Genomic DNA, 18,856 nt, shown 5'->3' with positions numbered 1-18,856 from the left:
GCGACGAAGGAACGGATTCTCACTTTCGCTGATCCGGCCGCTTTGGTTAAGACGGGGGGAGCGAAGTTCGGCTCGATCTGATCTCACCACACCGAGACCGATTGCCTCGACCTTCGCCACCATTTTCGTTTCAGTTCGGCGACCATTCGTGACGACTGTAACGATTAGACGGAATGTCCGCTTTCTTCGTTTTGTGCCGCCTCGGGACTTCGACCATGTCATCGGTTGAAACACAGTTTCACGTACCCCCGTTTCCACCATTCCCCAGCGCCGAACGTTACGTGCGTGTCGGTTCTCAGGACGACGCTCTGCAGCGTGTTCGCCGGGCCGTTGAGGCGTGGGAGGCCATCTCGCTCGTCATTGGACCTCCGGGAACCGGTAAGTCACTGATTTGTCAGGTGTTGCAGCAGCACTTCGCCCGTGAACGCGAAGTCATCGTTTTTGGCGACGCGACGCTCGAAAGCCCGCAGTTGTTACAGCGACACCTTCTCAACCGTCTCGACCGGATTCGTGGAATCGCCCCCACGCCCGCCACAGTCGGTGACGATCCACAGCTCGCGATTATCGAACGAATCGCGGGAAGTTCACGTGACTTCGCCGGGTTGTTATTGCTTGTCGACGAAGCCCAAACGCTTAAGCCTGAAGTGCTCGAGACGATCCGCATTCTAACCAACGTGATGTCGGGTGGCCGGCCGCGAGTCAGCGCCGTGCTACTGGGCGGACCAAAGCTCGACGAAACACTCGCACTGCCATCATTGGACGCACTCGTGCAGCGGGTTTCAACACGCTGTTACTTGCACCCGCTCTCGAGCGACGAAACGGTGCAGTATGTTCAGCATGCAATCAAGAGCTGTGTAAACGCTGCCAAGGTCGGCATCGAAGAATCGGCAATCCGTGCGATTCACCGTGCGTGCAGCGGTGTGCCCCGGCTCGTCAACCAATTGATGACCGCCACGATGGAGTTTGCTGCGTCGCGTGGTCAAAATCAGATCACCAACCAAACCGTCGATCACGCCTGGGCCGTTTTGCAACAACTGCCAAGTCCGTTGCTCGATGAGCCCGAGCTCAGTCGGCCGGTTTCGAGTGTCGAGTTTGGGCCGCTTACCGACGAAACTGATTCTTTCGAGATGATTGAATCGTCAGTCGAGGATTTCGTCGAAGATGTTTCGGAAGAGTCGGCCGTTGCCGAAGAGGCATTCGAGCCGAGTGAACAAGAGAGCTCTGTCAAAGCCTGCGATGCGGGCCAGTGTGACCGGGGCCAGTGCGACCCGGCTCAGTGCGACAACAATGAGTGCGACGCTGCCGGGTGTGAATCGGTTTCCGCTGAAGCTGCCCAATCAGACGAATCGTGCGAGCAAGATTTCATGGTCCAAGCTGAAGTCAGTCTAGGCTGTGTCGATGAATCGCAATTCGGAGCCGTCAGCTACGATTGCCAAGCGATCGGCACATTCGATTATGACGACGAATCTGAGTTCGAGGTCGCCGAGTCGGCCGATGAAGAGTCAGCTGCGTCGATGGAAGTAGAAGCAAGTCCGGTTGTGAAGATCGAGACGCCGTCTCCTATTGAATTGTTCGGCGAGTTCGACGAAGAGGAACCGATTGCGACAAAGGTTGGCGGCCCCGCCGCTGTCGTCGTTGAGCCCGTCGCATCGAGCGTCGAGTGCGAAGCAGAGGTTTACGAGCCAGAGGCATGTGAGCCGGTGGCCTACGAGCCAGAAGCCTGTGAGCCGGTTGCTCGCGACGTAGAAGTTCGAGAAGTCGAGCCAGAGAGCGATCTCGAGTCGTCGTTGCATCGCGAAATCCTCAGCCTGCGTAACGACGCCTCGGCACCCGTGTTGTGGATGGAAGACGGCGAGCCCGATCCATTGGTCGACGATGACCGCGATTTGTTGGTGATCGAAGACGACGTCGAAGTTGAAGAGTCCATCGTCGTGGGTGAAGCCAAGACCGATGAGACTCCAGGCACGCCGATCGCGGTCGACTTCCAGTCGATGTTGGCAAAGATGCGCTCCCCGAAACGATAAACCGCAACCACGCGTGATTTATGACAGCGACCAAGACGATAGCGCCGATTTCGGCTAGCAACACGTTGAAGACGTTCCTGTGTCACGCGGTGGCGGCAAACCGGGCGGAGCAAAAAACGCTCACGCTCGTCGTGCCAAAAGTAGTTTCGCTGCAACCGGCGTTTTTTTGTGACCTTGCCGAGTCGTGGAAATCACTTCGTGAGCAGCTCGGCCTTGGTACTGACACGGTTTTGCGGGTTGACTACTGCAGCACGGAGTCCGGGATGAGCTGGTTTCGCGGTTGTTGGCGACGGATCAACCTCATGCGGTGCCAACGGGCGTTTGCCAAAAGGAATCTCGGTAACGTGATCGCGCTGACGAGTTGTCTGATCGTCAGCCGCCCTCTATCAAACGGGGCCTCCTTCGTGATGGGGATTTGCGATCCAGACGTCAGCCTACCTGGGTGGGTCAAGCCCGCCGAGATGTCGCTCCCGCGAAAAGGCTGAAATCTCAAGCGGCTGAGCCCGCGGCTCAATGAGCGGGACCGGACCTCGCCGAAACGCCAAGGTTTTCTATACTGTGGAGGCGTTGGGGACCGGCCTGCCGATTTTTTCTCAACGCCGCGTTGCACGATCCCGCCCCAAAACGCAATTCCGCTCGAGCGGACGGTTTCGTCTCGGTGCGTTCCAAGTTGTGCATTGCCCCTGCCCCGAACGGCCATCGAGCGGTCGCTAACGAGCAATCGTCTCGCCTTCCAAACCCTCTCACAGCGAAATTTTGTCTTGGCTTCCCTCAACGTCCGCGACCACTCCTTCCCAATCGAATCCGCCTCGTCCCCGTTCTTTTGGGGGATCGATATTGGTGGTACCAGTATCAAGTGTGGGCTTGTTGATCATCAGGGGCACACGGTGGCATTCGAGCAAATTCCGACCAGGGAGTCGGAGGGGCCCGAGGCAGCGGTGAAGCGTTTAGCGAAGATGGTCGACGAAACCGAAAGGCGTTGTGGCGTCGTTGGGAACGTTCCCGGAATCGGGATGGGGGCTCCCGGACCGATGGACCTGCCTCGTGGTCGGCTCGTTGCCCCGCCTCAATTGCCATCGTGGTGGGATTTCCCGATCGTGGATGAAATCTCCAAAGCCACCGGGCGTGGCGTTTCGTTTCTTAACGATGCCAATGCAGCCGCCTACGGTGAATTTTGGTTGGGCAGCGGTGCTCAGCAATCGTCGATGATCTTGCTCACCCTTGGCACCGGCGTCGGAGGCGGGATCATCATCGAAAATGAACTCGTCAATGGAGTGAACAGTTTCGGCAGCGAGTGCGGGCACATCCTCGTCGACTCGGCGCCAGATGCGCAGCTCTGCGAGTGGGGCGGCGGACGCGGCCAACTCGAAGCGTACGCGTCGGCGACCGGCGTTGTGGCGATTACGCGTAAACGACTTCGCGATATCCCGGAAAGCCAGTTGTACCGTTACCTTGATGAGCCCGGCGAGGGCGACGCCGAAGACGGGCTGACGAGCAAGCGCGTCTACGAAGCCGCCCTGGCCGGTGACGCATTGGCTAATTCGGTGATCGACGACACCGCGCGGTGGCTCGGCATCGCCGTGACGACCCTCGTGCACACCATTGATCCCGGGAGCGTCGTGCTCGGTGGTGCGATGAACTTTGGCGGAGCCGATTGTGCGATCGGAAGACGATTCCTGGAGCGAATCCGCGAAGAGTTCCGAGAGCGAACATTCTCAAATGTTTTCGAAGGGACAACGATTTCCTTCGCCACCCTCGGCAGTGACGCCGGGTATCTCGGCGCCGCCGGCTATGCGAGGAAAATCGGCTCCTAGCTCAGTTCCTGTTCGACCTGCGTCACGTGAACTCCTCAAGCGTTCACTCACGCGTGCGCGGGACCCGCGAATTGCGGCCAGATTCATCCAATACAACCACATCATCCATTACGAGCTTGCCACCGGCAGCGTCTCCATATGTCCTCTCAAACCAAGAACATCCGCAACTTCTGCATCATCGCTCACATCGACCACGGCAAAAGCACGCTGGCCGACCGTTTGCTCGAAGAAACCGGCACGGTTTCTACGCGGGAGATGAAGTCGCAATTGCTCGACGATTTGGCGCTCGAACGGCAGCGGGGGATCACCATCAAAGCCCGCGCCGTTGCGATGCCGTTTCGACATGGCGACACCACCTATCAGCTCAACTTGATCGACACGCCCGGTCACGTCGACTTTCAATACGAAGTCTCTCGGTCGTTGGCGTGCTGCGAAGGGGCGTTGTTGCTCGTCGACGCATTTCAGGGTGTCGAAGCTCAAACGATGGCCAACGCGTTCGCCGCGATGGAGCATGACTTGCTCATCATTCCGGTCATCAACAAGATCGACCTGACTCACGCGCGGCCCGATGAGGTTGCCGAAGAGATGATGAATTCGCTTGGCACCGACCCGGACGATTGTGTTCGCGTGAGTGCCAAAACGGGGGTCGGGGTCGCGGGGCTGCTCGATGCGATTATCGATCGAATTCCCGCGCCGACCGGGGACCCGGAGGCGACACTCCAGGCGATGGTTTTTGATTCCAACTATGACGACTTTCGCGGCGCGATCACTTATATCCGTGTGATGCAAGGCACCGTTCGAGCGGGACAAAAGATCAAATTCCTTCGCGCCGGAACGGAGCACGAGGTGATCGAACTCGGGCAATTCTCACCGGGCCGTGTCGCTTGCAAAGAGCTGTCCGCGGGCCAGGTCGGATACCTCATCTGCAACATCAAGAGTCTTGGTGAGGTCCACATCGGGGACACGGTCTCGATCGTTGGGAAGCACCCTGCCCCGGCGCTTCCCGGGTATGACCGGCCGCGACGGATGGTTTATTGCGGATTGTTCCCGAGCGATGGGCAAGAGTTTACCGACCTGCGAGATGCGCTTGAGCGACTCTCCGTCAATGATCCGAGTTTTGAGTTCGAACCGGAAACCAGCGAAGCGCTCGGCTTCGGGTTTCGGTGTGGCTTTCTCGGATTGTTGCACATGGAAATCGTGCAACAGCGGCTTGAGCAAGAATCCGACATTGACCTCGTTCAGACCGCGCCGAACGTGACGTATGAGATCAAGCTTAAACGCGGCGAGACAAAGATGATTCACAAGCCGCAAGATGTCCCCGAGCCGGGTGAGATCGAAGAGTTCCGTCAACCGATCGTCAAGTGCAACGTGATCGTGCCGGAAGAATACATCGGTTCGGTCATCAAGCTGTGCCAAGAGCGACGCGGCATCCAACGCAATCAAGAGTACATCGGAGCGGGCCGTGCGATGTTGACATACAACATCCCGCTCGCCGAAGTGATCTATGATTTGCACGACAAGATCAAGAGCTGCACGCGGGGCTACGGTACCCTCGATTATGAAATGGTCGGTTATGAATCTGCCGATTTGTGCCGGCTCGATATCATGGTCAACGGCAGTCGCGTCGATGCGCTCTCGGTCGTTTGTCACCGAGCCGATGCGGACCGGCGCGGTCGCGCGGTTGCCAAGCGGCTCAAAGCAGAGATCGAACGGCACATGTTTGAGGTTGCCGTTCAGGCGGCGATCGGCAGTCGCGTGATCGCTCGCGAAACCGTTCCCGCGATGCGTAAAAACGTCACCGCGAAGTGTTACGGCGGTGACGTGTCGCGAAAGAAAAAACTGCTGCAGAAGCAGAAAGAGGGTAAGAAACGCATGAAGGCGATCGGTAACGTCGAGATCAGCCAGAAGGCCTTCATGGCGGTGCTTAGCAGCGGCGACGATTGATCGCTCAGCCTTCCGGGTTGAAGATTTTGAGCTGCGTTGACGCGTGCTCGACGGTCGTGCTTTGGCTCTGTGCCGGGCCGTGATTCGCGGTCTTGGAATCGCCGCCCGCATCACGCATCAGGTTTTCCATCAGTCGCTGCAGCCGAAGTGCGTCTTCACGCTGTGCGTGAGCGGACTTCCGGTTGATGCCACCGAGTGCAACCACCATGTCATTGGGGCCGGCACACTGTGTTGCCCATGCGATCGCTCGTTCTTGGTCGGCGACCAGACGCATCGCGGCACAGTTTTCCACGCCATCGAGTACACCGTGACTCAGGGACAGAAACTGTTCCTTTGCGTCGGGGGCACACGTCAGCACACAGTGGTCCGGCATCGTCTCCATGAGACGTCCGTACTGGGCGAGGGTATCCAGGTCATCGGAGGCCGAGAGTGCCAGCACGCACCACATCTTGGCGCGTTGTGACGAACCGGTATGTACTTTCGCGTTCATCGGTAAGCATGCCGGCGACGCTGATTGCATTTGCCGTCGCATCGCATCGAGAACGAAGGAAACGCGGCGAGGCGATCCTGCTACGTCGAGCACCATCGAAGGAGCGGCCTGTGCGATGTTCCACTCGTCGACCGTTACCCGCTGGCAGCGTCCCGGCAGTTCGCGAAGTTTGCCGAGTGATTCAGCAACTTGCACCAATGGATTGTCGGTTGCCACGCCCACTGCTGCTGCGGCGACGAGAGATTCAGTGAACACACCTTGGCCGAGGAGCGACTCGAACATTGCCGATCGGCTTTCATTTCGAAGCATCGCGTTGAGTGCGCCGTCTTCAATGTCAATCGTTTTCAGCGTCACGTCGGCGTCAACTTCGACGCCATAGGTCAAATAGGAATGCCCAGATGCTTCGACGGTGCGCATGCTGCGGCGGTCATCGACGGACACGACGATGATGCCATCGGCGGTGACTCGCTCGATCGCACAATCGACGGGTGAAGGACCGAAGTCACAGCGTGCTGAGTTACGACCGACGATGACCAGGATGTCCAATCCGATCTGATCGTATCCACCACAACGCAGGACTTGTGCGTCAAGTTCGAGAATCGTCACGGCCGCTCCGGCGTCGGCCGCTTCGCTGACCCGATTGATGATTTCGGCGTCACCGGCCAGAGGTTGTTCGGACGCTTCGGATGTGATGCCGTCGCTGTGTCCGAGATCGGTGTGGTAGGCGACGCGGCAAGGAACGTCCCGAAGAACTTGAGCGAGGCACAGTGCCGTTGTGCTCTTTCCGTTCTCGCCGACGATGCCGATGGTGAGCAAGCGTTGATCGGGACGCGAGCCGTTCTCATCAATCAGTTGTTTGGCAGCGATCTCCGCCAGCGCGCGATCGGTGTCGCAGACGATGCACTGTGGCAATGGAACCGGCAAGACTTGCTCGGTCAGGATTCCGGCGGCGCCCCGTGCCATGGCCTGGGCGATCAGCTCAACCGGGCAATCGATGCCGAGACGGTATACCACGAGTTGCCCCGGAGTGCATTGCTCAGCCGATTCGGCGATCGAATAGAATGCGATGTCGGTGCCGGTGAAGAATCGTGCTTGGGGGAGCAGCGAGGCGAGCGAGTGAATCGGCGAATCGGTTTCGGCAGCATCGGAGTCCGAATCGGTTAGCGTCGCGTCCGTTTGCTCTTGGTCGTCCGAAATGCGAGCGACAGCGCTGCTGATTTTTTCGAGAGTCTTGGTCGCCGTGTCCGAGGTGGACGAATTGTCAGGCGTGCATGTCGGTTCGCGGTGAACCGGGGTTTGCCAGCCGATGTGTGCTCGGTTGGTCAAAAACTCGATCGAACGATTGATAGAATGGTGCATCTCGTCGCCTCCGTGCTGACGCTGAAAGATCAAATCCGCCCCACCCGATCCGGCTGATCTACTAAGGACGCACGACGCTCATTCGTCACGACGCCCACACCGGTGGCAAAGCTTTCACGAGAAATCCGTTCCCGTGTTTGCCAAACGATTCCTTACCGAAGCCGTTTGACTGAGAAGCTAATTGTTCCCATCTGCACCATTCGGTCAAGGTCGAAATTCCATTTCCCCAAGAACGTCGGCAATCGGTTGTTAAACGGTGACCTTTGCGTAAGTCGGGCATGACAAAAAACGCATTCAAGCACCTGAAGTTGGTATACCGGGTCACGACGACGCCATGGTCGACAATGACTTCATGCTGTTCTGAAGGCGGGGGAGCGTCGATTGCGGATGCGAGACATGGCCCCTCAAAACTGTCCGTACCGCCCGGAGAGGGAGCACGATCGACCGTTCCACGAGGTTCCAAGCCTGTTCCATGACGTCCCAAGCCTGGCCGAAGCGATCTCCAAATTTCGTTGTTTAACGAAACCGTCTCAATCTGAATCACATGTGATATCGATTTGATATCAGAATGACGTCACGCCGGTTTCGGCGGGGGCGATTTTGGATTGCAAATGTCACGAAATTTGCCGTGTTTTCTGGGGTAAAGTGACAGAAATCCGGGGATCTTGCCACTTTGGCATTGGCATTGCGATTAGGTAATCACAGAAACGAGTTTCACGCTCCTTCTCGCAGTCGCCATGTCGGCGGCACGGCGGGGACACGTTTCGCTAATAGAAGGAAAAACAACATGTCTCGTATAGCAAAATTCCTCAGCGTTCCCGTGCTCGCCGTGGCAATGGTTTTGGCAGGTGACGCACCGCAAGCAGACGCGGGCGGGTTTTCGTTCTCGATCGGTTCGGGCGGCTTCGGATATCCCTCGTACGGTTACTCGTCACGATATTCGGGATATGGTGGCTATCGAAGCTACAGCCCGTACCACGGCAGTAGCATCGTTTATCCGAGCGTCGGGTCGCGGTATCACTCCGGTTATCGCGGATACACCCAACCGCACTACGATTACCATGCCCCGTCACTTGTACCGCACGGAAACCACTTCCATTACGTGCCCGGTCACTATGACCTCCACTACGGTCGGCATCACGGTCACGGGCATCACTAAAGTCTGTGTGCCGAATGCATGAGCGATCGATGCCATGGTTGGCAACCGGCTTCTCAGTTTGACTGTGGAATCCGATGCAAAAGCATCACGGGACCGAGAACTCTTCGTATGAATTAGGTGACGTGGCAAACTTCCCAGCACGGGCACATGAACGGGCTCTTCTCACGAAGAGCCCTTTTTCATGCGCTGATACGGCAACCTCAATGAACCGGGATCGATGAGGTTGCCGTGTGATGCGCGATTGCGTCTTTTACCCAATCCGGCGATTACAGCCCGAGCGTTTGACGCCAAGTTTCCGCCATCAGTGTGTGGCCTGCGAGAGTCGGATGGACACCATCGGCAGCCCAATACTGCGGTGGTGCCACCTTGATCGCTTCATCGAACATGTCTTGGAAGGCGACGCGTTCGAGCGATAGCTCGTCGGCGACACGGCGGGCAGCCTCGAGACGCTGCGTGAATTCCGGGAACCAGTGGTCTCCGACTGCGCCACAGCGAAGCACGAATGGTTCGCAGATCGCGATCCGAACGTTGGGCAGTTTTTCCAAGGTGTCTTCGAGCAACGCTTTGTAGCCGGTCTCATATGTTTCCACGGTACCGTCGTAGCGTCCGTTGAGCTTGTGCCAAATGTCGTTGACACCGATCAAGATGCTCAGCACGTCAGGTTTGATATCGATGCAATCGGCTTGCCAGCGGTTGGCCAAATCGGGGACCTTGTGGCCGCTGATGCCACGGTTGAAAACCTTGATGTTCTTTCCCGCATAATCTTTGAGCAGTCCGCCCGCGACCAGGACCGGGTAACCGTGGCCGAGCGATCGTGAGTCATTCGCGTTGCCGCGTTTGCGATCTCGTCCCGCGTCGGTGATCGAGTCACCCTGAAAGAGAACTGTGGCGTCTTGGACGAGCGAGCCTTTAGCGGACTCGGCGGCAGATGTGGACGTTGCGAGGGCGGTGTTGAGACCGCCGACGACAATCGCGGTCGCAGAGGCTTGGAATAGTTGTCGGCGATCGAGTGAGCTGGGCATAGTCTTGGATGGTTATCGAGGGAGGGAATGGGACGTCGGCAAACGTACACCTTAACGATGCGGTACGGATGGACACCGGAGGGATGCAAGCGAGTTGCAATGGTTAACTGCATCGGACTTGCCGTTCGGCGAGTTCGCCCAGCAAGTCGGCAACATCATACATTCAATAATGTCGCGAGTGTGAAACCAGCGACGCCGCTGAGCACGATCGAAATGATTATGGCCAAAATCAGCGTTGACCTTGATACCATCACCTTCTCGCCGGATAACGGCGGAGGAATGGGCGGTACACCGTCATGAAGTGAATCGGCAAGTCTCACCCCGCCAATGTTCGTCGGCTGATTGGGCAGGGGGGGCGGTGGCTGATCGCTCGTGATGCTCGACAGTGCTCCCGAAGATGTCGGGTGTTCTTCGAGCAGGACGTCGGAATTGCCGGATGCATTGCCAGTCGTTGCGCCGGAGGAGGTTTTCCACGTCAGGTCGTCACTGATAGGCTGTTCCTTCAAACCGACGGCCCGCGATGGATTGTACTTTTGCGCTCGTGGTTTTTCCTCGGGTAAGTTGATCCCCAATTCCGACAGCCAAGCTTCGCCTTCGTCGGGATGGATCGATGCCCACGGGCTCAACCGCCTGACCACTTCGGTTGCCGATTGCACACGTTTGCTGACATCCTTTTCCATCATGTCGGCGATGATCTCGACATACGCTTCGGTGAGTTCGGGCGCAAACTTGCGTGGGTCCCAAGGAGCCTGTGTCAGATGTCGTTTGCACTTGCTGCGTGAGTCGCCACCGGGGAACGGCACCTTGCCGGTGATGGCGTAGTACAGCGTGCAGCCGAGCGAGTAGATATCGCACTGCGGTCCGACTTGATTTGGTGTTCGAATCTGTTCGGGCGAAAGATAGTCGGCCGTGCCAACGACCTTGCCCGCCCGCGGGTCGTCGTCGGGAACAAACATCAACGCCGCCAAGCCGACGTCAGCGACTTTCGCGTGCCCGTCCGGGGTCACTAAAATGTTGGCGGGTTTGATGTCACGATGAATCAGTCCGTTCTCATGTGCGTAGGCGAGCCCTGCGGCGGCCTGCGCGATGATTGAGGAAGCCTGTTGTACTGATAGCCGCCCGCCATCTTTGACGAGTTGCCGCAAGTCGGTTCCGGGAACGTATTCGGTGACTAAGAAGTGCACGCTGCCCTCCCGCCCGGCATCAAATGCGCGGACAAGGTACGGGCAATCCAGCGAGGCTTGAAGTCGTATCTCTCGATTAAAGCTTTCGCGGGCGAGCTCGTCAGATTTGTCTAGCGGCAACACTTTGATCGCGCATCGTCGGCCCATGATTTCGTGCACGCCGCCGAAGACTTGGCCCATTCCGCCTTGGCCGAGAAACTCGGTCACGACGTAGGGGCCCAGTGTTAATTTTGTTCGCCCCGCCCGGAGCTGGGTCGCTTGGTACGGGGTGATGATATTGTCACGGACCAAGATCGCTTCGATTTCGTCACAGATCACCAATCGATCGGAGTCAGAGTTTGGCGGGGGAACGCCAGCCTCTTTTCGGTGTCGTTTGACCTCCGAAACGGCTGCTTTCCACTGCTCCTCGCTCACCAGTTCACTTAACAGTGCTGCTTCGCGGAACACCAGATCGGTCGGCAGCGGTGTGCTCATGTTTGACCGCCGTTGGGGAACAACACGATCATATGGACCACACCGTGGCTGGGTTGCGACCAACGAACCCGGTCGTCGTTGTGTTGAATCGAATCCGGATTGGAAATTTCGCTAAGCCGCGATCGCGTCAAGCTGACCGTTCCCGCATCGTTTCGGAAAGGACGCGAGAGCGACGAGACTTCGTAAACCGAATCAACGTCTCGGCAAAAACGCAGGCTGGCTGCGGCTGGACGGCTCGCCGTTTGGATCACCCGCAAATGCAACGCCATGAACTCGCCGCCCGGTGAGTCGCCGTTCGCTTCGCCAACAACACGTCCCACGTCGACAACTTGAACCTCGAGCGAGATCGGTGAAGGATGAATCAACCAACCACGCGATGGTGCATTGCCGACCGATCCATTTTTCGCGACGATCGGCAGCGCGGGAACACGGTCTCCCGTCGCAAACGACTTGGCCGATGCCACGGCGTGCCGGACGTCAAAACCAAATGCAAACGATTGCCAATCGGACCATTGCGTATTATCGCTTGCGCGGCTAGTGGTATTGCCCCACGCTTCATCGGGATGTTCGGTCTTGGCGCAGCTCATCAGCGAGTCGACGAACCGCTCACCACTTCGACGATGGATGGTGGACGATTCACTGGCCACGAGCGTTGTGCGTTCTTCTTCATCGATAACATAGCCGAGTGATGATTGGAACGATCTGGCGCTTGTGCGGACGAGTTTCTCTCGCAAGATCGCACGAACGATCGGTGTCGCGTCGGCGGTTGCGACCCGGAGTACCGGGCTGGACTTCCAGGCCTCCACGATCGACATCGAATCATCCGCGACGGGGGTAAATCGCACGCGATATAAGAGTCGACGACTGCCTCGATCCAGGCGGTACTGTGATTGCCATCGCTGAGGTGGCGACGCTCCGGCAAGGGTTTCTGCACTGCCGGTTGAGTCGGCATGCGGTGAGAAAGTGCCGGTCAACTCGATGACGGCCGAACCGCGAGAGTCATGCAAGGTCTGCATGCTTTCGCAATTGGTTTCCCACTGACACGCCGCCGCATCGGCTCCTTTTTCGGCATTTACCTTTGCCGATGGAGCTAGCAGTATCCGTGTTGAGAAGCGGTTGCCGCGACCCGGACCGCTGTAGACGCCTTCGATGCCGCCGTGTTCGGGGTTGATCGAAACCTCCATGAACTCATTGCTCAATCGGTTCTCCGTAATGATCCGGCGTGACCCGCCAGTGAACCAACGTGTGAGCTTTTGTAGCGTGGAAGTTGACTTGCCGGCATCGTCCGATGCCTGGCGTTTTACCGCCGCGCCTACGACTGCGTATCCCCAAGCGGGAACGTCCACGATCAAGTCAGTGCCGTTACCTGATGAGTTGGCATGGAAAACCGAACCCGCGTTTGGAGACACGTTCCCCGCGACGTGAACCGAAGTCCGGGCGGCGGGGTGGGCGGGATGAAGCAACAGCATGTTTTCAGCCGCTGCGCTGGAGCCGGACGCAGCGGCGTCGGATTCGAACCCGAGTGCCGAGACGATACGTTGTTGCAATCCGTTTGGAGGGCTCGATGCGTCACTCTGATTGAGAACGCAGGACGGATCGACCAAGGCGGCGAAACCACGTAGGTTCCGTTCGGCTTGCGTTCGCAAATCTTCCTGAAGACGTGATCGACGGCGTGCAACGTCCGCAATCGTCTCCGCAGCCGAAGGAGTTGCTTTCGGGGAACTTCCGTGATGATAGGGGCGTTCACCGTCGACAAAGTACTCGTCTAAACGCCAAAAGCGGCCCAGGCAAAGCGACCAGGAGGCGGCACGCCGGACGTCATGGAAACTGTCGCAACCGCCGCCGGGCCAATGGACCATCAGTGCCGTTGCGATTTCGCCACGATCGATCGCTTCGCCCAAACGCGTGGAAAGGGTCAGGAATGAACTTTCATCATCCGCGTCGATTGGTTTTGCCGTGAGGGCTTCGACTTCTTGTTCGCCCTCGCCCAACAGGACCTTGGATTCTTCGTCGAAGCCGCGTCCGTTGAGGAAGTCGATCGGGACGATTCCATCAAAACCGGCTGCCGCGATCGCCGGAACCCACTCGGCCGCGATCCCTCCGCCGAGACGTGCGTACACGCTCAGCGGAACAACACCGGCTTCGCGGACCGTGCGGACCGCATCCGCGATGCGTTGCTCGGACGCGGCGATCGAATGTTCGTCAAAAGAAAAATCGCTGGCGGGGCCGCCGCCGATCCATCCGACCGGATCAAGGGATGTGTCTTTCTGTTCATCGGTCGCGGCGTCGTTGGGCTGGTCGGCTCCCTCGGCAGCCTGATGGTCGTCGTGTTCGTTCTCGCTCCTGCTCAGGCAGGCTCGGAAGCGATTTCGTCGGTCGGCATCGCCACTGATGATCGATTGGGCAACCGATTCGTCGACGAGGATGTTTTGCGGCGTTGGCAGGATCGTTCGCGGTTCGACCGAACCAGACGCGGGTGATGACCCGTATTGAGTACTCACCCGGCTTTGCAGCCAACTGTCGAGCGTGCCGGGCGTCAGTAGCGTCAGGTCGATCAGCGCCGGATCGGACGAAAAATAGTGATCGCGTTCTTCCGCGAGGGCATCGAAGCAGTCGTGCAGGGCCTCGGTCGCTTCGTGAAGTTCGCCGCTGACGAAGTGCGTCGCCGCGGCGACGAGCCTATTTTCGAAATGCAGATGGTCGAGATTGCTGGTGTATCGCAGACGCCGCGTCAACACTTGGGTTTGCCACCATGTGTAACCCAGTGCAAAGAAGTCCTTCTCGCAGATGAGAGAATTTGAGTCGGTGGAATCTGGCCAGCAATCCTTTTCCGAATCGTCTGAAACCATCGCCACCGCAGCGGCGATTTTTTCCAACGCGTCCTCGCGGCTGGAGACCCGGACTCGTATTTCGCGGCTTTCATCCTCGAGAGCCGTGTGATGCGAGATTGCGTCATTATCGACCGATTCACGCAATTCGCTGGGGAGGGTCGAGACGCAGACTTCGGGTACGATCAGCAATCGGACCGGGGACGTGTTTGACGTGCCGGCATCCTCCGCATCCGAGTTTGCCGAGATCGCCGGTGGCGTGTCGTCGCTGCGGTGCCACGTCGGCGTGCGGCGAGAACCTGCGATCAGACGGGGGTGCCAGACGGCGGTGAGGCCGCCCAAAAGGCTTCGCGCACCGGCAGGATCCAATCGGGCGGGGAAATCTTCTATCGTGCTGCAAGGAATAATAACGCAGCACTCAGCAAAAAGCGGCATGAGCGACTAAAATTTGACGTAGAGGTGGGAAAACGAGATACTAATCGGAATACAGCCCCACTGGCACCTCCCGCACTGCGGAAACTAACCTCATTTTGAAACGTAGTCCTACTACGTTTCCCTTTTCTTCTACTTAATTCGCGTGAAAGACAACCATGGCAGGCTCCGCCGGCGTTTGGGGAATCGAAATCGGTCAAAGTGCACTGAAAGCACTCCACTGCGTCAAAAATGGCGCCGAAGTGGTCGTGGACCAATTCGATTTCATCGAATATCCGAAAATCCTCAGCCAACCTGATGCCCAGCCCGACGAACTCATTGCCGAGGCGATTCAACAGCTTCTCGATCGAAACGAATCGATCCGAGACAAGGTATGCATCAGCGTTCCGGGCCAGAGCGGTTTGGCGAAATTCTTCAAGCCGCCACCGGTCGATCTGAAAAAGATCGCCGATATTGTTCGCTACGAAGCCAAGCAACAGATCCCGTTTGAGTTGTCCGACGTCATTTGGGATTACCAAATGATGCCTGGGGCGCAAGTCCAAGAGGGCTACGCGCTTGAGAGCGAAGTCGGGTTGTTCGCGATGAAACGTGAGCAAGCCTACCGCCAACTCGCGCCGTTTGATGAAGCCGACATCCAAGTCGATTTGGTGCAGTTGGCACCGATCGCGCTTTACAACGCGGTCGCCTACGACCGGATGCATGAGCGGCTCGACAACGAAGAGTTCGATGCTGATAACCCGCCATCATCCACGGTGATTTTGTCCATCGGGACCGATTCGAGCGATTTGATCATCACGAATGGCTTCCGCATCTGGCAACGTAGCATGCCGATCGGTGGTAACCACTTCACGCGTCAATTGACGAAAGACTTGAAGCTGACGTTTGCCAAAGCGGAGCATCTCAAACGCAACGCGCGCGAAGCGGTCGATCCCAAGCTCGTCTTCCAAACGATGCGACCGGTCTTCAACGACCTCGTTACTGAGGTCCAGCGTTCGATCGGGTTCTTCCGCAGTATCGATAAGAAGGCGAATATCACGGAGCTGTTGGTAACCGGCAATACGGTCAAAATGCCGGGCCTCGCGGCCTATCTGGGCAAGAACCTCGGCTACGAAGTCCAGATGCTCGACCGGTACAACCGCCTCGGCGGTGATGACGTGTTGTCGATCCCGACCTTCCGGGACAACGCTCCGACTTTCGCGGTCTGTTATGGATTGTGTTTGCAAGGGCTCAACATGAGTCAGGTGCACACGACGTTGGTGCCGCGTGAGATCCTGACCCAACGAATGATCCGGGCGAAGAAGCCTTGGGCGCTGCTCGGTTTGGCAGCGATGTTGGTTGGTACCACGATCCAATACGGTCTGACGCAACGTTCGTGGGCGACGACGCATGACAATGTTTGGAAAACGGCCAAGACTGCCGTGACCGAGATGTCAAACCACAGCGCCGAAGAGAAAACCAAGGACGCTGACCTTGAGAGTCGATTGCTGTTCCTCAACCGACTCGGTGAGGAGATCGCGGGGAACAATGATGATCGATTGTTATGGCTTGAGCTGTTCAAAACGATCAACGAAATGATTCCACGGGAGGACTATCCCGACGGAAAGCTGCCGTCTCCTCGAGAGATGCCGTACCAAGATCGGATTGATATCCACATTACCGATATCGAAACGAAGCAGTTCGAGGACCTCAGTCTTTGGTATTCGCCGATCATCGACAAACGCTACAAGGAAGAGATGATCAACTGGGCGGCGCAGATGAACCGCACCCTTCCTGAGGACTTCGCCGCTGATACTGGGCCGACCGAAGAGGGCTGGGTGATCCAACTCCGCGGCTATCACTACTACAACAGTGCGGAAAGGATGGGCTTCGAAGGAAGTAACCACGTTCGCCGCCACCTGACAACGAACTTTCTTGAAAAACCGATCACCTTGATCGGGGAAAACGGTGAAAAAGAAACGTTTACCCCGCAAGAAATGGGCATCAGTTACCCGCTGCAACTCGATGAAAAGCAGGCAGTTCTCGTACAGGTTCCTAACCCCGACTACGACCCGAATAGCCTCGCGGCTCGGATGGTTCCCGCCAGTGGGTTGTTGCCTGGCCAAGAGCTGATCGGGCCTGATGGCGAAAAATTGGTCTATGATCCTCCGACTCTCGAAGTGTTGAGGTTGGATTTCGTATTCCAATTCGTTTGGAAACCGGTTCCGTTGGACCAGCGGATCAAGGCGAAACGCGAAGCTGCTGAGGCGGCCGCTGCCGAAGCAGCCAATGAATCTTTCGATGAAACTGGCTTCGCCGGCTAAGCCAGCCCGCTCAACAATCCGCTTATCTCTTTTCACACTCTGGCGCGTGCCACTATGGATCAACTCAAACCCGCTATTGAATTCCTAAAGCAGTATGGCTTTTGGATCGCCGTTGGGATCATCCTGCTCGGATCGGTCGGCATCTGGTTTAAGGTGACCGGTGATCTGGTTGCCGAAAGTGAGTCCCGGGCTAGCGCCATTCGGGGCGACGTCAGCCGCGTTTCGAGTGTTCGCGCCGAAGTGCCCACGCATCCCAACCTGATCTCTCATGAGAAGATGGAAGAGATGATTGAGAATCGGCAAGGCGAAGTGCTCGACGCCTGGAGCACCGTTTTTGAGAAGCAAAAGGATATTTTGGTCTGGCCAGAAAAAGAGCTTACGAAAACGCTGATCGACCACTACCGCGATAAGATTCCGATCGAATCGTACATTCAGTTTCCAATCCCTGACGAGCAAAAGATTCCGACGAACCTTCTCCAGCAGTACGCCCAGTACATCGGCGAAGTGTTGCCCAATATTGCGAAAATTGCCAAAGCAGAGTGGACGGCCAAGTTCGATACGACGACCGCGGCACGGGCTGGCGGCGGAATGATGGATGATTTCAGCGAACCGATGATGCGCGGCAGTATCCCGGGAGGAATTGGTGACATCAGCATTTCGGGAGTCAAGAAAGGACCGTTGGTGCGTTGGTCGCAAGGTGCCCAAGCGGAATTGATCAGCGAACTCTTCCCCTGGCAATCGCGGCGTCCGTCCACACTCGAGGTCTACTACAGTCAAGAAAACCTGTGGATCTTACGGCAAATGCTGGCGATCATCGCAGACGTCAATGATCAAGCGCAGCAGCCGTTCGAAGCGCAAATCCGTGAAATCAACAAATTGTCGATGGGCCGAAAGGTTCGATTTGTCGCCGGATCCTTGGCGACGCCGGGTACCGGCGGCATGGGGATGGACGGTATGGGGATGGACATGGGCATGGACGACATGGGGATGGATATGGGGATGGACATGGGCATGGACATGGGCATGGACATGGGCATGGGTATGGACGGAGGGATGGGTGACATTGACCCCGCCGATAATCGCTACGTCGACCCCGATCTTCAGCCAATCTCCGGTTCCCAGCTCCGTTCAGCCTTAGAAAGCGATTCGCCGGCTGACGCCCCGTTGAAGGTGGCCAAGCGAGTTCCGGTCATGATGTCTGTGCAAATCGATCAGCGTGCCATTCCGGAACTGCTCGCCGCGTGCGGGAGTGCCCCGTTGATGGTTCAAGTCATCCAAACCCGGATTTTAGGCGGGCCCGGCGGTGCTGCTCGCGGCGGTTCGGATATGGACATGGGGATGGATATGGACATGGGGATGGACATGGGGCCGATGAGTGGTGCCATGGCGCCTCAGGCCGGCAATGAGCTGTATCCGCTCGACGTAACTGTAGAGGTTTATGGCCTGATTCACATCTACAACCCGCCACAGAAAGACAAACTCGGCGTCGATCAAATCACCGCGGAAACGATCATCGACGGCGAGACGATGGCGGAAAAAGTGCAAAACGAAAAGGCAGCAGCCAATGTGGCGGCTCCCGATGCGGCACTGCCGGCACCCGAAATTCCTGACGCACCCGAAACACCGGATGCGGGAGATGGCCAGCCGAAGCCGCCGGCCGGGGCTCCTGACGCAGCCCAGCCGCCCGGGGCTGGAAATCCTGGCCAACCAGCACCTGTTCCTGTACAACCAGGGGTGGCAGAGAGCGAACCGCTCGCTGCCTTGTAGTCAGATCCGCAATCGCCGCAGCGAACTGGTGCCGCGGCGAACCGATTCCTATCTCCTCT

11 protein-coding genes are annotated in these 18,856 nt (G+C 57.6%); 7 read left to right on the top strand and 4 right to left on the bottom strand.

What is annotated here, in order from left to right:
* Positions 1 to 215: 215 nt before the first annotated feature.
* The 4 genes from NB063_RS05555 to lepA all read left to right on the top strand — a co-directional run bounded on the left by NB063_RS05555 (position 216) and on the right by lepA (position 5,782).
* Positions 216 to 2,024, top strand: a complete 1,809-nt coding sequence (locus NB063_RS05555; protein ID WP_250927762.1) for an ExeA family protein — start codon at positions 216 to 218, stop codon at positions 2,022 to 2,024.
* A gap of 20 nt (positions 2,025 to 2,044) precedes the next feature.
* Complete coding sequence (locus NB063_RS05550) at positions 2,045 to 2,509, top strand: hypothetical protein (protein ID WP_250927761.1); 465 nt, start codon at positions 2,045 to 2,047, stop codon at positions 2,507 to 2,509.
* Between the two features lie 276 nt (positions 2,510 to 2,785).
* A complete protein-coding gene (locus NB063_RS05545) occupies positions 2,786 to 3,838 on the top strand; it encodes an ROK family protein (RefSeq protein WP_250927760.1) in 1,053 nt (350 codons plus the stop codon).
* A 138-nt stretch (positions 3,839 to 3,976) separates the two neighbouring features.
* Positions 3,977 to 5,782: a translation elongation factor 4 gene (gene lepA / locus NB063_RS05540; RefSeq protein ID WP_250927759.1), complete on the top strand. Its 1,806-nt coding sequence runs from the start codon at positions 3,977 to 3,979 to the stop codon at positions 5,780 to 5,782.
* Between the two features lie 4 nt (positions 5,783 to 5,786).
* Here the strand turns inward: lepA and NB063_RS05535 are convergent, their stop codons facing one another.
* Positions 5,787 to 7,631 carry a UDP-N-acetylmuramoyl-L-alanyl-D-glutamate--2,6-diaminopimelate ligase gene (locus NB063_RS05535; protein WP_250927758.1) on the bottom strand — a complete coding sequence of 615 codons (1,845 nt, stop codon included), beginning with the start codon at positions 7,629 to 7,631 and terminating at the stop codon, positions 5,787 to 5,789.
* A gap of 787 nt (positions 7,632 to 8,418) precedes the next feature.
* On the opposite strand from NB063_RS05535, the gene NB063_RS05530 reads away from it, so the two are divergent.
* Positions 8,419 to 8,790 (top strand): hypothetical protein, encoded by a 372-nt coding sequence (locus NB063_RS05530; protein WP_250927757.1) that lies wholly within the window; start codon positions 8,419 to 8,421, stop codon positions 8,788 to 8,790.
* Positions 8,791 to 9,056: 266 nt separating this feature from the next.
* Here the strand turns inward: NB063_RS05530 and NB063_RS05525 are convergent, their stop codons facing one another.
* The 3 genes from NB063_RS05525 to NB063_RS05515 all read right to left on the bottom strand — a co-directional run bounded on the left by NB063_RS05525 (position 9,057) and on the right by NB063_RS05515 (position 14,733).
* Positions 9,057 to 9,812: an SGNH/GDSL hydrolase family protein gene (locus NB063_RS05525; protein WP_250927756.1), complete on the bottom strand. Its 756-nt coding sequence runs from the start codon at positions 9,810 to 9,812 to the stop codon at positions 9,057 to 9,059.
* Positions 9,813 to 9,967: 155 nt separating this feature from the next.
* A complete protein-coding gene (locus tag NB063_RS05520; protein WP_250927755.1) occupies positions 9,968 to 11,470 on the bottom strand; it encodes a serine/threonine-protein kinase in 1,503 nt (500 codons plus the stop codon).
* Positions 11,467 to 14,733 carry a hypothetical protein gene (locus NB063_RS05515; protein ID WP_250927754.1) on the bottom strand — a complete coding sequence of 1,089 codons (3,267 nt, stop codon included), beginning with the start codon at positions 14,731 to 14,733 and terminating at the stop codon, positions 11,467 to 11,469. Before NB063_RS05515 ends, NB063_RS05520 begins: the two co-directional genes overlap by 4 nt.
* A gap of 155 nt (positions 14,734 to 14,888) precedes the next feature.
* Between NB063_RS05515 and pilM the strand changes: the two genes are divergently transcribed.
* Both pilM and NB063_RS05505 read left to right on the top strand, forming a co-directional pair.
* Positions 14,889 to 17,030: a type IV pilus assembly protein PilM gene (gene pilM, locus NB063_RS05510; protein ID WP_250927753.1), complete on the top strand. Its 2,142-nt coding sequence runs from the start codon at positions 14,889 to 14,891 to the stop codon at positions 17,028 to 17,030.
* A 54-nt stretch (positions 17,031 to 17,084) separates the two neighbouring features.
* Positions 17,085 to 18,797: a hypothetical protein gene (locus NB063_RS05505; RefSeq protein ID WP_250927752.1), complete on the top strand. Its 1,713-nt coding sequence runs from the start codon at positions 17,085 to 17,087 to the stop codon at positions 18,795 to 18,797.
* Positions 18,798 to 18,856 lie beyond the last annotated feature (59 nt).

Origin of the sequence: Aporhodopirellula aestuarii (genome assembly GCF_023701485.1) — a bacterium.
GTDB lineage: Bacteria > Planctomycetota > Planctomycetia > Pirellulales > Pirellulaceae > Rhodopirellula > Rhodopirellula aestuarii.
The sequence above is the reverse complement of the archived record's forward strand: the minus strand, read 5'-3'. Positions and strand labels throughout refer to the sequence as shown.